Origin of the sequence: Flavobacterium sp. WV_118_3 (genome assembly GCF_039778605.1) — a bacterium.
Classification (GTDB): Bacteria; Bacteroidota; Bacteroidia; order Flavobacteriales; family Flavobacteriaceae; genus Flavobacterium.
This window is the reverse complement of sequence record NZ_CP156060.1, coordinates 1,778,008-1,795,069: the sequence shown is the minus strand read 5'-3', so window position 1 is coordinate 1,795,069 and position 17,062 is coordinate 1,778,008. Positions and strand designations below refer to the sequence as shown.

Sequence of the window (17,062 nt, the reverse complement as noted above, 5' to 3'; positions counted from 1 at the left end):
TTGCCCCCAAAAAGCGCTGCTATACAGGAAAATAAAAAATAGGATACTACTTTTCAATATCAGATCTCGATTACAATTTTAGGTTTGGTTGCGGTAACACCATTTTCAGTTTGTGTTACGTCAATTTTTAGTTGATCATTATACGGTATAATCGTTTCATTACGGGTAATGAAATTGAGCGATGGCTTTTGTGCCATGCTCAGGATAATATCGATATGATTTTTGGATGTTGCACTATCAAAATAGTACGTATAGCTGCAATTGTCCGGAAAAGTGATCAACAGATCAAATGAATTGTTTCCATTGTCACGTACTTCATGTTTTTTTAGTAAGGCCATAGCGATGTAGATTTATTGGTTGATTAAATTATTACGTATCGCAAATTTTACAAGTCCTATGGTATTTTTTACGTTCAGTTTTTTAATCAGGTTTTTGCGGTGTGTTTCAACGGTATTGGTACTGATAAAAAGTGCTTCGCTGATTTCTTTGCCGCTATATTCTTTGGAGATTAGTTTTAAGATCTCAAGTTCCCGGTCGGTTATTAAAAGTAACAGATCGCTGTTGTCGATCGATTTATCGTTTCCGATTCCGGTAAAAGACAGGAATATTTTTTCCCGAATGGCTTTGGAATAATATTCTTCGCCTTTGCTTACACAAGTGATGGCGTCCACAATGTTTTCGCTGGCACATTGCTTGGTAAGGTAGCCTTTGGCGCCCAGTTGAATTACTTCCTTGATTAGTTTTACATCGTCATAACTCGATAAAACAATTACATGGCAGGGAAACCCTTTTTGAGTAAACTCTTTTAAGACTTCAATACCGTCTTTGCAAGGCATGTTAATATCGATAACCAAGACATCGACCGACTGGGTATAGATTTTATCCAATAATTCGCTTCCGTTAAGGGAATAGCCAACGACCTCGAAATTCTTGTTTGTTTTTAAAACAGCAAGAATTCCTTCGATTAGCACCAGATGGTCATCGGCAAGGTGAATACGTATTTTGTTATTCATTGCTGTTATTTTTACTCAAATTTACTATTAATTGTGTTATATTTTTGATTTATATCTAATTAATTAAGTTTGTTATTATGAATAAACGATAAAAGGAAGGGAATAAACGATGAGTGGTTTATGGAAGAAATAAAAAAACCGGATCAAAACGGATCCGGTTTTTTAACGCACTAATAAACTAAGATGATAGGTTTATCGTAATCGGTCTACAGATTTTACAAGATCTTCATCCTTCTTGATGGCTTTATTGGCTAAGACCAAAAAAACGATAGAAACAATAGGAAGAAACATCCCAATACCTTTCTCAGAAACTTGCGTTTCTCCAGATAAATTTAGTGAGCGATACACAAATAATCCTAGTAATATAACGTTTGATATCATATTTAACCGGTTCATTACAAACTGGTTTTGTCTGTTTTTATAACTAAAGATACTAATCAACGAAAGTGTTGTACTTAAACCGAAAAGGGATACATAAACCAGATTGGTCATGAAAAATACTTTTTCACCGGCAGGATTTGTCCAAAGCGGAAAAACAAAAGGTAGTATTCCCGAGAAGACAAAAGCGATAAAAAGGTAAACGGTTTGAATTCGTTGTAACATTGCGATCTGTAATTGTTGAGCAAAAATAGCATTTCTTTTTTTAAAAAATAGGATATGAAACAAAATAAATTCGTATTATTGCATAGTCAAACCGTAAGTACTTCATTTTGCGGTTCTTTCATTTCACAAAAACATACTACCCAAATTTAGATCTACATTACATTTAATTTAACGAGAAAACGATTCATGTTTGATATTTCTGTATTAAAAGAAATGAAGCTCGCTGAGCTTCAAGAGATTGCGAAGATTGCTAAAATTAATAAGTATCGAAACCTAAAGAAAGACGAATTAATTTATCAGATTCTAGATCATCAGGCAACCAATCCGGAAGTTGTAAAACCGGCTTTAAAAGAAGAAACGCCTGCGGCAGAGGGTAAAGTTAAAAGAGCAAGAATAGCAAAACCACAAAGGGAAACTAAAAAAGAAAGCAATCCGCTTCCTGTTGCAGTTAAAGAGACCAATGTAAAGGCAGAAGCAGTAATTGCGGCCCCGAAAGAAGCAGAAGCGACCCCTTCAGAAAAAAACAAAGAAAAAGCAACTCCGGAAGTTACAGAACCGAAAAAGGAAAATAGCTTTACCAAGAAAAAGGATTTCCAGCAAAAACAGCGCTTTACAAAAGATAATAATTCCAAAACACCAGCGCAACCACAGGTAAATGCATCCCAGCAACCATCCCGCCAGCAAAATCAGGAAGAAACCCCGACAGAGGGCGTAACCGAAAAACCACAAACCAACACCAATCCGGGGAATTCCCAAAATCAGAATACCAATCCAAACCAGAAAAACAAAAAGCAAAATTTCAGAGAACCGGATTATGAGTTCGACGGAATTATTGAAAGTGAAGGTGTATTGGAAATGATGCCGGATGGATACGGTTTTTTACGTTCTTCGGATTATAATTACCTGGCTTCACCGGATGATATTTACTTATCGCAATCCCAGATCCGTCTGTTTGGATTGAAAACGGGAGATACGGTAAAAGGAGTAGTGCGTCCGCCAAAAGAAGGGGAGAAATATTTCCCATTGGTACGCGTATTAAAAATTAACGGACATGATCCTCAGGTGGTTCGTGATCGTGTTTCTTTTGAGCATTTGACGCCTTTATTCCCGGAAGAAAAATTCAAATTGGCAGAAAAGCAAAGTACAATTTCAACGCGTATTATCGATTTGTTTTCACCAATCGGAAAAGGACAGCGTGGTATGATCGTGGCGCAGCCTAAGACGGGTAAAACCATGCTTTTAAAAGATATTGCCAATACCATTGCGGCCAATCATCCGGAAGTATACCTGATTGTATTGCTTATTGACGAACGACCGGAAGAGGTTACCGACATGCAGCGAAGTGTACGTGGAGAGGTAATCGCCTCGACTTTTGATGAGCCGGCAGAGCGTCATGTAAAAGTGGCTAATATTGTCTTGGAAAAAGCAAAACGTCTGGTAGAATGCGGACATGATGTGGTGATTCTTTTGGATTCGATTACACGTCTGGCACGAGCCTACAATACGGTTCAACCGGCATCTGGTAAGGTGTTGAGTGGAGGTGTCGATGCCAATGCACTTCAGAAACCAAAACGTTTCTTCGGAGCGGCCCGTAATATCGAAAACGGAGGTTCTTTGAGTATCATTGCTACGGCATTAACCGAAACCGGTTCTAAAATGGATGAAGTGATCTTCGAAGAATTTAAAGGTACCGGTAATATGGAACTTCAATTGGATAGAAAGATTGCCAACAAACGTATTTTCCCGGCTATCGATCTGACATCATCCAGTACGCGTCGCGATGACTTGTTGTTGGATGAAGGAACGATTCAGCGTATGTGGATCATGCGTAAATACCTGGCCGATATGAACCCGGTAGAAGCGATGGATTTTATCAACGACCGATTTAAGAAAACCCGAAATAACGAAGAGTTCCTGATTTCGATGAATGACTAACGAACAGGAATTAATTATATAAAAAAGGCTGCTTCCAATTGGAAGCAGCCTTTTTTATTTGGTGTTAACCTGACAGGTTTTCGAAACCTGTCAGGTTTAAAAATTATGCAATAGGATCTTGTTTTTTAGCGCGGATCAATAGAATAAGACCTACAATGATAAATGGAATACTTAACCACTGACCGGTTGAGAATAGTCCTAATTCGTTTTCGAAACCACCTTGACTTTCTTTTACGTATTCTACAATAAAACGTACCGTCCAAAGTAATACTAAGAACAAACCGAATAGGAAGCCTAACTTCTCACGTACGTTTGTTTTCCAGTATAAGAAGAACAGGATCAGGAATACAAAAATATAGCCGAATGCTTCGTATAACTGTGCCGGGTGTTTTGGGATTACATTTTCCAAAAGCGGCGCAAATTGCGGATTGCTTTCGATGGCTTTATAGGCTTCGGTAGCATTGTTGATATTGGTTAATCGCATGGCTTCACCCGGTGTATATTTGTCCTGAATAAAGCGGATTCCCATTGAAGATGCTGTTTCGTGTCCTACGATTTCGGAATTAAAAAAGTTACCCAAACGAACAAAAATACCACCACAGGTAACCGGAATAATAATACGGTCTAAAATCCATAATATTGGTTTGTGGATGATTTTTTTGCTGTAGTAGTACATTACCAGGATGATGGCAATAGCAGCACCGTGGCTGGCCAATCCGGCGAATCCGGTAAATTCGAAATGCGGTTCAAAGCGGAATGGTAGTAAAATTTCCAGTTTGTGATCTTTAAAATAATCCCAATCGTAGAAAAATACATGTCCCAGTCGGGCACCGATTAAAGTTGCGAATACGGTATAAATAAAAAGAGAGTCCAGTTTTTCGATTGGAATATTTTCTCTTTCGTAGATATGTTTCATAATATACCATCCTAATCCAAAGGCGATTACAAACATCAGACTGTAATAGCGAACGGTAAAAAAGCCTAAATCAATTCCGTGTGAAGGATTCCAGACGAATTGTAAAGCGTGTGTCATCATAGTATTATGTGCTTATATTTTGGTAAAAATAGAGAAATGTGAGCGAACGATACTCATATTTAAGGGAAATTTAAAGATTAAATCACGGAACAGGATCGTAACCTTTTCCGCCCCAGGGATTGCAGCTGATAATTCTTTTTGCAGCCAGCCAGCTCCCTTTAAAGAGTCCGTGTTTTTGCAAAGCTTCGAGCGAATATTGCGAACAGGTAGGTGAATAACGGCAAACTGAGGGTGTAAAAGGGGAGATCGCCACCTGATAAAAACGGATGATCCAGATAAAAGGCGTGATGAGTATTTTTCGAATGGTCATGGGTGTTTAAAATAAAAATGATGAAGTTGGAGGCTTCATCATTTTGGTTGTATATTTTAGTTTAGCGAGAAGGAAGTACCTTCTTTTCCGTCTTTTAATTGAATGCCCAAAGCAATTAACTGATCCCGGATCTGATCGGATAGGGCAAAGTTTTTATTGGCTCTGGCTTCGTTTCGCATACCAATCAACATGTTGATAACGCCTTCCAGTTTTCCGTTTTCGGCATCATCTGCTTTTTCATTTTTCAGACCTAAAACGTCAAAAACAAAGGCTTTGATTGCTTTTTTAAATTGCTCCAGATCGGTAGCGTTTAAACTTTCTTTACCGTCTTTTACTAAGTTGATATAGCGAACGGCTTCAAAAAGCTGTGCGATCAGGATCGGACTGTTAAAATCGTCGTTCATGGCGTCATAACAAGTCTGTTTCCAATTATTGATGTCTAAAGTGGACGTCGCTTCCGGTTGGATGTTTTCCAACGCGTCGATCGCTTCCATTAGTCGGTTAAAACCTTTTTCGGATGCTAATATTGCTTCGTCCGAAAAATCAAGGATACTTCTGTAATGCGCCTGAAGAATAAAGAAACGGGCTACGGCTGGTGAAAAAGCTTTGCTTAAAACCGTGTTTTCGCCTGAAAATAATTCTCTTGGAAGAATGTTGTTTCCGGTCGATTTTGCCATTTTTTTACCGTTTAATGTAAGCATATTGGCGTGCATCCAATAATTTACCGGCGAATGACCTGTACAGGCTTCGTTTTGAGCAATTTCACATTCGTGGTGTGGGAATTTTAAATCCATTCCACCACCGTGAATATCGAATTTTTCGCCCAGATATTTGGTACTCATAGCGGTACATTCCAAATGCCATCCCGGAAAACCATCGCCCCATGGTGAAGGCCAACGCATGATGTGTTGCGGTTCGGCATTTTTCCATAAGGCAAAATCCTGCGGGTTCTTTTTATCCGACTGACCATCAAGGTCGCGGGTGTTAGCAATCATATCATCGATATTACGACCACTTAAAATTCCGTAGTGGTGTGATTCGTTGAATTTAATCACGTCAAAATAAACAGAACCGTTTACCACATAGGCAAAGCCGTTGTCGATAATCTGTTTGATAATCTCAATCTGTTCGATAATATGCCCGGTGGCTGTTGGTTCGATGCTAGGTGTCAGGTTGTTGAAAAGCTCCAGAATCTGGTGAAAATCCACTGTATATTTTTGTACGACCTCCATTGGTTCGATCTGGTCGATACGTGCTTTTTTAGCGATTTTGTCTTCGCCATCATCTTCGTCGTCCACCAAATGTCCAACATCGGTAATATTGCGTACATAGCGCACTTTGTAGCCAAGATGCTTTAAATAACGATAGATTAAATCAAAAGAGATAAAAGTTCTACAATTTCCCAAATGCACATTACTGTAAACCGTTGGTCCACAAACATACATTCCGACATTTCCCTCGTGAATAGGAGTGAAAAGTTCTTTTTCCCCGGAAAGAGAATTGTAAATCTTCAAATTCTGATTTTGATATAATTGCATCGTATACTATTTGTTGTTTAATGTAATTAATTGTCTAAAATAGCAAATTAAAATTGAGTGTTCAGCTTAATATAGTCTAAAAACTCGCGGCGTACCTTGTCTTCTTTGAATTTTCCGCCAAATTCGGCCGTAACGGTACTACTTTCGATATCGCGGATTCCACGTGAATTGACGCATAGGTGTTTGGCATCGATAACACAGGCTACATCCTGCGTATTTAGTACGCGTTGTAATTCCTGTACAATCTGAATCGTTAAACGCTCCTGAACCTGCGGTCTTTTAGCGTAAAAATCGACAATACGGTTCATTTTGGATAATCCCACTACGGTACCGTTGGAAATATAGGCTACGTGTGCGCGACCTACGATAGGTAATAAGTGGTGTTCACAGGTTGAATATACTGTGATGTTTTTTTCAACCAGCATTTCGCCGTATTTGTATTTATTGTCGAAAGTAGACGAACCCGGTTTTTTCGCAGGATTTAATCCACCGAAAATTTCCTTAACAAACATTTTAGCAACACGGTTTGGTGTTCCTTTCAGACTATCGTCGGTTAAGTCAAGACCTAAAGTATTTAAGATGCTTTCAACGTCTTTTTTGATAGCATTTATTTTTTCTTCATCGGATATTTCAAAAGCATCAGGACGTAATGGTGTTTCAGCGCTGGATGCGATGTGATTGTCACCCATTTCGTCGTGCAAATCATCATTATTGATCATTATGTAGAATTTTAGAGTAAAAAAATTAGCTGCAAAGATAATTAATAAACTTGATTTTGTATTCGGATTCCTACTGTAAATTGTGTTTTTAAATGTTAATCATTTAATAAAATAAAAAAAGGTTAAACAAAATGCTTAACCTTATATAGTAAATAGTTGTTGGGAACTATTATTTATTTTTACAAGTACCGTCGGCATTAAGGTGTTTTTTGCAATAGCTGCTCCAGGAAAAACATTGCCATGCTGTTTTTTCACCGTTGTTTAAAACCACTCTCCAACGAAACCATTTTGCAGCCAGTGTTCCGGTTGTAAATGGCGTATTGAAAGTATAGGTGTTTCCTGTTTTGGAAAAGTTAGCGGCTAAAGCCGGGTCATTTGATTTGTAAAAAACAGGTTTTTCCAATAGTTTAGAGTCGTCAATACCACAGGCGTTATTTTGTAATTCAAGGGTGTAGCCGCCTGTAAGATTTTGAGAGGTGCTTACTTTTAAAGTGGCAATATCGGAAGTGTTTTCAGATGATAATACCAGATCCGAACTGCTTTGTGCAAATAGGGAAGAGGTAAACAAGAAAAATAATCCAATCAAGCCGTTTGTATACAATTTTCTCATGATTCGTTTTTTGGTTAAAAAATTAGAATGTAAAGCTAGAAAAAAAAATGAGATGACCTATAGTGTGTTAATTTTTTTAACTAGGTTGGTCTATTTTGTTACGAAGTTTTATTTAAAATGTTAATTTTTATGATGAATAAATTTTTTTGAGGCAATAAAGTTAATTGTTTCTTAATTTTATGTAAATTTCGCGTTCCAAAAAACTAATACAATGAGAAACAATTATCTATTATTGTTATTGGTTTATGTCTTTTCGATTAATCTCTATGCACAAGCGCCTGGTTGTGCGAATGTTAAAGGAGGAGATGTAAACGGTAACCCGGTTGCGACCATTTGTAATCCTGGAGAATGCAGGCAAATCAAAGCAACCTATTTAGAAACGGGAGGTACTAATACTTATACGGTTTCTCCTATCCCGTATGCGCCACCATTCCCTTTTGTGGGAGGTAATGCTATTCCGATCATCGCGGATGATGACTGGTCACAGATTATTAACTTAGGTTTTAAATTCTGTTTCTTTAACCAGTCTTATACTAAAGCGTTGATCTGTGATAACGGGGCACTTTCGTTTAGTATTGCCGGAGCAGGTGGTACTCCAGGCGGATTGTATACACCGGGATCAGACAGTGGCTATTCTTTTAATACGCCAATTCCGCAAAGTGCGTCAACAGTTCCTTATCGAAATGCCGTTTTTGGAGTATTGCAAGATTTGAATCCGGTTGTTTCTCCGGCGAATCACTCGATTAACTACCAGATCATCGGACAAGCGCCATGTAGAACGCTTGTTTTTAATATTTATGAAATGGGCCACTATTCTTGTGGTGTTTCTCAAGGAACTCAAACGAGTCAGATGGTACTTTATGAAACAACAAACGTTATTGAGGTTTATGTTAAAAGAAGAACATCTTGTACAACATTTAACTATGGTTCCGGATTAATTGGAATCCAGAATCAGGCCGGTACTGTAGGATATACCCCGCCGGGAAGAAATACAGGTACCTGGAGTGTTTTAACTCCGGAAGCTTGGCGTTTTACACCATCGGGACCATCTAATGTGACGTTCCAATGGTTGGATGCAAACGGAAACCCGCTTGGTACCAATACTACAATGACGGTTTGTCCTGCACAAACAACAGTTTATACAGCAGAAGCTACCTATACCGCTTGTGACGGAACTAAAACAGTTGTACGTGATTATGTAACCGTACCGGTTAGTACCTTTGATATTAACGAACCAAATGACTTGAACAAATGTCCGGACGACCCGAGTTGTTGGGATTTAACACCCAATAATGCAGTTGTATTGGGTACCTTAAACCCGGCAGATTATCTGGTGACCTATTATCCGACTCAGACGGATGCCGAAAATGAGTTTAACTGGATTGATGATCCAACGTGCTATAATCCGGCAGCCGGAAATAACTTCGTATATGTAAGGGTGAATGATCCGAATTCGGATTGTTATAAAATCAAAGAATTTGAATTGATTCGCGGTGGAGCAACACCTCCTGCGTTTACACCGGTTGGTCCACTTTGTTTAAATACGACACCACCAACATTACCTACAACTTCCAATGATGGAATTACAGGATCATGGAGTCCGCTAACAGTAAGTACGAGTGCAGTTGGTACAACTACTTATACTTTTACACCGGATCCGGCACAGTGTGCAAGTCCAACAACTATGGATATTCAGGTGATTGCAGAGCCTACAGCAAGTATTACCGGATCGACTATCTGTAAGAATACTTCAGGTACGCTTACCGTAACAGGTACGCCTAATGCATCTGTAGATTATTCAGTAGGTGGAACTACAACAACAATTACTTTGGATGCTTCAGGATCGGCGACTATTACAACACCGATCTTAACAGCAACAACTACTTATACTTTAGTAAGTGTAACATCGGCAGGGACAACTCCTTGTTCGAAAACATTAAACACATCGGCAGATGTAACGGTTCTGGAATTACCAACAGCTACCATCAGCGGAACGACTACGATCTGTGCAAACCAGACGGCAGTTATCAGTTTTACCGGTACACCGGGAGCAACTGTAAACTATGATGTAGACGGATCAGCAGGAAGTGTTACCTTAAATGCATCTGGAAACGGATCGGTAACAACGCCACCATTAACGGTTAATAGTACGTATACATTAGTGAGTGTAATTACAAATGGTATAACACCACAATGTAGTCAGCCAGTAACCGGAAGTGCTACCGTTACTATTGCAGCACAACCAACAGCGACTATTTCGGGAAGTACAACAATCTGTTCCGGTGATACGGCGGTAGTAACGTTCAACGGAACACCAAATACGATTGTTACCTATAATAATGGTACAGCTAATGCAACGGTAACTTTGGATGCTGCCGGAGACGGAAGTGTTACAGTAGGACCATTAACAGCAACTACAACGTATAATTTAGTAAGTGTAAGCACTCAGGGAACTTCTCCATGTGTTGAGTCATTAACCGGCAGTGTTACAATCACAGTAAACCCATTACCAACAGCAACTATCAGTGCACCGGCATTAATTTGTTCTGGTGATACCGCTGTTGTGACTTTTACAGGACCAGCTAACGGAACGGTTACGTATAGTGACGGAACGACTCAGACGACTATTCCTCTTGATGCAGCGGGTCAGGCAACGATTACGACCCCTGTGTTAACGGCTCCGGCTACTTATAGTCTGGTTAGCGTGAGTACAGCAGGACCTTTGGTATGTAACCAAAACTTAAGTACATCGGTAACGATAGGTGTTAAAGCCCTACCGGTAGCAACAGTAACCGGACCAGCTTCGGTATGTTCAGGAAGTTCTGCGGATATCGTATTCAACGGAACGCCAAATGCTACGGTAACCTATACTATCGGAACGGATCCGACTCAGTTTACAATTACCTTAAACAGTGCCGGAACCGCTACAGTTGCCACAGGAGCAATAACCGGACCGGTTACGTATACTTTGGTAAGTGTACAAAGCAACGGAACACCAAACTGTAGTCAGCCGCAAACAACGAGCCATACGGTAACTACAGTAGTAGCGCCAACCATTTTCAACCCGACGCCACTAGAAGTTTGTAACTCCAACTACGACGACGGAATTGAAACGTTTGATTTGAGTATTAAAATTGCAGAAATCACCGGAGGTGATCCTAACTTAACGGTAACCTTCCACGAAACACCGGAAGATGCTCAGTTAGGTAACTATCCGATTGCAATGCCATTATACACGAATATTAATCCACATACACAAATTATTTACATCCGTGTGGTAAACACCGGAGTAAACGCTTGTGCTTCTTTCAGTACCTTAACTTTAATTGTTAACGAAAGACCACGTATTGTAGAAGGAGATATTACCGATTACGAATTATGTGAGACCAGTACACCGGGAGACGGATTTGAAATCTTTAACCTAACGACTAAAGATACCGAAGCCATCAATGGTCAGACAGGAGTAAACGTAACGTACTATACAAACGAACCGGATGCCTTAGCAGGTACCAACCCAATTACAGGTGCGGCAGCTTATACTAATGCTACGAACCCACAAACGATCTGGTATCAATTGCAAAATGCATCAGGATGTATCGCTGTAGGTTCATTCGATTTAATCGTTAACCCACTACCAACGGTACCGAACCCTGTGCCGGCGTATACATTGTGTGATTACACCGGACAGGCGTTATACGAGCAATTCGATCTATCGACCAAGATTCCGGAAATCATCGGAACAACAACCGGCTTGGAAGTTAAGTTTTATAAAACACAGGTTTTAGCCAATGCCGGAACAGCCGGAACGGAATTACCAACATTATATACCAACGAAGTAGCCACAGTACAAACGATTTTTGTACGTGTGACCAATAGTACAACAGGTTGTTACACGGTAACGGCAATGGACCTACGGGTAGAGCCACTACCGGTATTGGTAATGCCAACGGCTCCGGTAACCACATGTGACGGAACGAACAACGATGGAATTGGTGATTTTGATTTAACGACTTTAATTCCGGGTATGTTAAGTGGCGAAGCTAATGTGGTATTAAGCTTCCACGAGACACAGCAAAATGCACAAAACGGCTTGTTCCCAATCACGGTTCAACCGTACCAAAACATCAACCCTTGGACACAAACCCTATGGGTATTGGCAACCAACACGGTAACAGGATGTAAGAGCGTTTACTCGTTCAACTTACTGGTAGAACCGGCACCAATCATGCCAACGTTATTAGACCTTGATGAATGTGATACGGATTCGAATCCGCATGACAACCAGACGATGTTTGATTTAACAGTACACACTGCGACAATCCTTGCGGCTCAACCAGGAGCGGCATCGGATTATGAAGTGAACTACTATATTTCACAAACCAATGCTCAGAATGGTTCACCATTTATCGTATCCAACGGGAACTTTATCGGAACCAACGGACAAACGATCTGGGTACGTGTTACGCATAAAGCAACGGGATGTTTCACCATCGGAAGCTTTAAACTGATTGTAAACAGTCCGCTGCAATTAACCCAGCCGGACGAGATTACCCTTTGTGATGATGCTTTACCAAACGATCAGCATCAGATCTTTGACCTAACGATCCGTGAGGCGCAAATCACCGGAGGCGCCACAGGATATACTTTCAACTACTACAGCAGTACGGCTTTACCACCGAACCCGGCTACGTTGATCACCGATCCAACCGCGTTCCACAATACGGCTACAGTACAGACGTTATTAGTAGGAGTAGTAAGCGGAGCAGGCTGTAGCAGTTATGTAACCTTAACCATCCGTGTTACGCCACTACCGGAACCGAAATTCGACCCGGCACCACTTGTAACCTGTGATGATGATTACCCTGGAGACGGAATCACGTTCTTTGATGTAACGCAAAATGCGAGCTACATCTTAAATAATGCGAACTACGTATTAACGTATCACCCAACTCAGGCGGATGCTTTAGCGGGAATCAACGCGATTGCTACACCAACCAACTGGCAAAATATGGATGCTAACGGAAACGCTTTAACCAGCGTATGGGTACGTGTAACAACTGCACCGGCTAACAACCGTGACCGTTGTTCGTTAGTAGTAGAACAACCATTAATCGTAAACCCACGACCAGCGGCAGGTCCTGTAACGGATTACCATATGTGTCAGATTCCATTCACAGGAAGTGGTGTATTTGATTTAAGTACGAAAACCCCTGAAGCTTTAGCCGGACAAGGTCCAGCAGGTTACACGGTGAGCTACCATGCTAACCAGGCAGATGCGGATACCGGAGCAAATCCACTGGCAACCAGTCACCCAAGTACCGTGAACGGAGAGACGATCTATGTACGTGTGGTAAACACCGCAACAGGATGTTACAATACGACCAGCTTCCAATTATTTGTAGAGCGAGGATCGGAAGCTACCGATGTAGCGGATATCGACAGATGTGATGATCTGAATGATCAAACGGAAACGTTTAACTTGAATGATTTAGACGCTACGATCTTAGGGCCTGTACAGGCAGCGGATCCGAACTTTAGCGTAAGCTACTATGCTTCGGATGCTGATTTAGCCAACGGAACACCAATTGGAACACCGGGAGCTTATACGATCACGGATTACCTGACGCACGAAATCATTGCGGTAGTTAAAAATACGTATAGTGCTTACGGATGTCCTGCTGAAATCCGATTCAATATCACGGTACACCGTTTACCGGAGCCAACACCAAACGCAGGATTTGTGTGTATTGATCAAGAAACTGGAACAGTACTAAGTACGCATATTATCAACAGTGGATTAGATGCTACAACGCATACGTTCCAATGGTATGAGAATGATGCAGCCGGAGTACCACAACCAATTGCAGGCGCAACAGGAGCGACGTATGAAGTAAACCACCCGGGAACGTTCTCTGTAATTGCAACCAGTATTGCAACAGGATGTCCTTCATTACCGGCATCAGTTGTGATCACACAATCGGAACCGGCAGAAGTAACGGCTTATGTATCGAATGCTTTTACGGATAACCAATCGATTACAGTAGAAGCGATTGGAATCGGGGAGTATGTATACCAGTTAGACGAAGGCGATATCCAGACAAGCCCTGTATTTACTAATGTAAGCTCTGGATCGCATACCGTAACGGTATACGATAACAAAGGTTGTGCTACGGTAACCATCCCTGTAACAGCGATCAACTATCCGCATTACTTTACACCAAACGGAGACGGTTACCACGATTTCTGGAATATTGGTGATTTAGAAAACGATGCAAACGCAAAAATTTATATATTTGACCGATACGGAAAACTATTGAAACAGATCAAACCATCGCGCTCAACCGGATGGGACGGAACGATGAACGGTCAACAGCTGCCATCGACGGATTACTGGTTCACAGTGACCTATACGGAGAATGGAGATATTAAAGAGTTTAAAGCGCATTTCTCATTAAAAAGATAATTGTAATTGAATCTCAAATAAAAGGGCTGTCCAATTGGACAGCCCTTTTTGTTTGGGTTATAATCGGGTGAAAACAAAACACCTGACAGGTTTTTAAAACCTGTCAGGTGTGGCATAACATAGCAGATAAAGCAAATAAAAAAAGCGATGCTAAGGCATCGCTTTTCTAGTATATGGAAAGTAGTCTTACTTATTGTTATACGTGTGTAAAGCTTCTTTTAAAATTCGAACTGATTGAATCAGATCTTCTTTTTTCAAAACATAAGCAATACGCACTTCATCAAGACCAACATTTGGAGTCGAGTAGAAGCCGGCAGCCGGAGCAACCATAACTGTTTCGCCGTTTAGATCATAACTTTCCAAAAGCCATTGAGCGAAATCATCGGCATTTTTAATCGGTAGCTTAACGATACAATAGAAAGCGCCTTTTGGAGAGGCAACGGTAACACCATCGATTTTATTCAATTCGGCGATTAGCGTATCTCTACGATCTTTATATTCAGTGATTACATCGTCAAAATAACTTTGCGGCGTTTCAAGTGCCGCTTCGCTGGCAATCTGTGCAAATGTTGGCGGACTCAAACGAGCTTGCGCAAACTTCATAGCGGTAGCCATTACGGCTTTATTTTTGGAAACAATACAACCGATTCGCGCACCACACATACTATAACGTTTGGAAACGGAATCAATCATAATAGCGTGTTCTTCCAAACCTTCGATATTCATTACAGAATAATGCTTATCACCGTCGTAAGTAAACTCGCGGTACACTTCGTCGGCAATCAGGAAAAGATCGTGTTTTTTAACCAATTCGGCCAATTGCATGATCTCTTCTTTCGAATATAAATAACCGGTTGGATTACCAGGGTTACAAATTAAAATGGCTTTGGTTTTAGGAGTGATCAGTTTTTCAAAATCACTGATTGGTGGAAGCGCGAACCCGGTTTCGATAGTCGAAATAACTGGTACCACTTTTACACCTGATGCTGTTGAAAAACCATTATAGTTGGCATAAAAAGGCTCCGGTATAATAATCTCATCATCGGCATCCATTGTACTTCCCATTGCAAATAAAAGCGCTTCCGATCCACCGGTAGTGATAATAATATCAGCAGTATCGATAGGGAGACCGTGGTTGCGGTAGTATTGGGAAAGCTTGTTTCTGTAGCTTTCAAATCCGGCGGAATGACTGTATTCCAAAACCGTGATATCGGCATTTTTTACAGCGTTTAAAGCTACTTCCGGTGTTTTAATGTCCGGCTGACCAATATTAAGATGGTAAACTTTATGACCTTTCTTTTTCGCAATTTCTGCATAAGGAACCAATTTTCGGATTGGCGATTCAGGCATCTGTTGCCCTTTTAATGAAACTTTAGGCATGATAGTAATTTTTGTTGCACAAATTTGCGACTTTTTTTTAAGAAATTGATAAAAAATCCGCCCTCAAATTTTATATTAATAGGAAATATCGACGAAAATAGCTATATTTAAGAAAAAAAATAGTGATGCGGTTATTTGTCTTCCTTTTGCTAATCATCACATATCCCGCCAAACTTTTGGCACAAGAAGGCTTTCAATGGCATTCCCCTAAAGACAAGATTGATATCCCATTTGTTTTTGTAGATAATTTGATCATTATTCCGGTGGAAATCAACAATGCCAAAATGAATATGTTATTGGATTCGGGTTCGGAACCGTCGTTGATTTTTAGCTTTCCACAAAGTGATACGCTACAATTATATAATACTAAAAAAGTGCGGATTTCCGGATTAGGAAGTGAAGAGATGGCTGAAGGACTGTTGTCGCAAAAAAACAAGCTTAATGTCAGTAATTATATTGATACAAATTTTGAAATTCTGGTGATTCTGGATCAAAAACTAAATTTCTCATCCCGAATTGGAATCCCGGTCAATGGGATTTTAGGGTATTCTTTTTTTAGAAATCACCTGGTAGAAATCAACTATATCAAAAAAAAGATCACACTTTATAAAAACAACAACCTGTTAAAAAGCAAGCGGATACGGAAGTATACGACGATACCATTGGATATTGTTAATGGGCGACCTTATATTAATGTTGATGCAAGACTGGACAGTAAAGAATTACCGCTGAAATTATTGATGGATACCGGATTAACCGATGGTTTATGGTTGTTTGAAGATGATGTGATCAAATGTAATGACAAATACTTCGAGGATGTTTTGGGAGAAGGAATAGGAGGAACCATTTACGGAAAGAAATCACGTTTATCGGAAATCAGAACGGCTCATTTCCTGTTTAAAGAACCGTTGGTTTCTTATCCGGATACGACTTCGTATAAACAATTAAGCATTATCAAAGATCGAAATGGTTCGTTGGGAGGGGAGATCTTAAAGCGCTTCCATTTGATTGTGGATTATAGTGGAAAACAAATTTTTGTAAAGAAAAACAAAATGTTCGACGATCCGTTTTTGTATAATATGAGCGGTATCGAAGTGCAGCATAATGGTGTTCAATGGATACAGGAATCGGTTAAAAACGATGTTAACAAAAATTTGCCAATAGGTACGACCAATATCGATGATATTGTATTTGATAATTCCAGTTTTAAATACAAATTTATGCTGAAGCCGGTTTTTGAAATTGCCAGTGTACGCAAAGGTTCACCAGCTGATGAAGCCGGATTAAAGGCGGGCGATAGGATTATTCGGATCGATCGTAAAAAAGCCTATAATTTGACCAAACAGCAAATTAATGAGTTGTTGCAGGTCGAAGACAGTAAAACGATTCGGATTGAAATAGAACGCGACGGAAAGAACCAGGAATATCAGGTAACGATCCGAAAGCTATTCTAAA

The 17,062-nt window shown here is 40.1% G+C and carries 12 protein-coding genes; 3 read left to right on the top strand and 9 right to left on the bottom strand.

The genetic code is table 11. The features are described 5' to 3' along the window. Positions 1-59: 59 nt before the first annotated feature. From ABFU83_RS08335 to ABFU83_RS08325, 3 genes are all read right to left on the bottom strand, one after another. Positions 60-338, bottom strand: a complete 279-nt coding sequence (locus tag ABFU83_RS08335) for a hypothetical protein (RefSeq protein ID WP_347070060.1) — start codon at positions 336-338, stop codon at positions 60-62. Positions 339-350: 12 nt separating this feature from the next. Further along, positions 351-1,013, bottom strand: coding sequence for a response regulator transcription factor (locus ABFU83_RS08330; RefSeq protein ID WP_347070059.1), 663 nt, complete (start codon positions 1,011-1,013; stop codon positions 351-353). 192 nt (positions 1,014-1,205) lie between these two features. Next, on the bottom strand, positions 1,206-1,616 hold the full coding sequence (locus tag ABFU83_RS08325) for a DUF4293 domain-containing protein (protein ID WP_136402941.1): 411 nt from the start codon (positions 1,614-1,616) through the stop codon (positions 1,206-1,208). A 186-nt stretch (positions 1,617-1,802) separates the two neighbouring features. Between ABFU83_RS08325 and rho the strand changes: the two genes are divergently transcribed. Beyond that, positions 1,803-3,551 carry a transcription termination factor Rho gene (gene rho / locus ABFU83_RS08320; protein WP_347070058.1) on the top strand — a complete coding sequence of 583 codons (1,749 nt, stop codon included), beginning with the start codon at positions 1,803-1,805 and terminating at the stop codon, positions 3,549-3,551. Positions 3,552-3,654: 103 nt separating this feature from the next. On the opposite strand, the gene lgt is transcribed toward rho, so the two are convergent. The 5 genes from lgt to ABFU83_RS08295 form a co-directional block, all read right to left on the bottom strand. Next, positions 3,655-4,584 (bottom strand): prolipoprotein diacylglyceryl transferase, encoded by a 930-nt coding sequence (gene lgt, locus ABFU83_RS08315; protein ID WP_347070203.1) that lies wholly within the window; start codon positions 4,582-4,584, stop codon positions 3,655-3,657. Positions 4,585-4,669: 85 nt separating this feature from the next. After that, entirely contained in the window at positions 4,670-4,897 is a 228-nt protein-coding gene (yidD, locus tag ABFU83_RS08310; protein ID WP_168732778.1) for a membrane protein insertion efficiency factor YidD, read from the bottom strand. A gap of 56 nt (positions 4,898-4,953) precedes the next feature. Next, positions 4,954-6,435, bottom strand: a complete 1,482-nt coding sequence (gene cysS / locus ABFU83_RS08305) for a cysteine--tRNA ligase (protein WP_347070057.1) — start codon at positions 6,433-6,435, stop codon at positions 4,954-4,956. Between the two features lie 47 nt (positions 6,436-6,482). Further along, positions 6,483-7,154, bottom strand: a complete 672-nt coding sequence (folE, locus tag ABFU83_RS08300) for a GTP cyclohydrolase I FolE (RefSeq protein ID WP_347070056.1) — start codon at positions 7,152-7,154, stop codon at positions 6,483-6,485. 169 nt (positions 7,155-7,323) lie between these two features. Then, on the bottom strand, positions 7,324-7,764 hold the full coding sequence (locus tag ABFU83_RS08295; RefSeq protein ID WP_347070055.1) for a hypothetical protein: 441 nt from the start codon (positions 7,762-7,764) through the stop codon (positions 7,324-7,326). Positions 7,765-7,975: 211 nt separating this feature from the next. Between ABFU83_RS08295 and ABFU83_RS08290 the strand changes: the two genes are divergently transcribed. Continuing rightward, positions 7,976-14,227 (top strand): T9SS type B sorting domain-containing protein, encoded by a 6,252-nt coding sequence (locus ABFU83_RS08290; protein WP_347070054.1) that lies wholly within the window; start codon positions 7,976-7,978, stop codon positions 14,225-14,227. A 186-nt stretch (positions 14,228-14,413) separates the two neighbouring features. Here the strand turns inward: ABFU83_RS08290 and ABFU83_RS08285 are convergent, their stop codons facing one another. Next, a complete protein-coding gene (locus tag ABFU83_RS08285) occupies positions 14,414-15,607 on the bottom strand; it encodes a pyridoxal phosphate-dependent aminotransferase (protein ID WP_347070053.1) in 1,194 nt (397 codons plus the stop codon). A gap of 125 nt (positions 15,608-15,732) precedes the next feature. Between ABFU83_RS08285 and ABFU83_RS08280 the strand changes: the two genes are divergently transcribed. Next, positions 15,733-17,061 carry a PDZ domain-containing protein gene (locus ABFU83_RS08280; RefSeq protein ID WP_347070052.1) on the top strand — a complete coding sequence of 443 codons (1,329 nt, stop codon included), beginning with the start codon at positions 15,733-15,735 and terminating at the stop codon, positions 17,059-17,061. The last annotated feature ends 1 nt before the right edge of the window (position 17,062 follow it).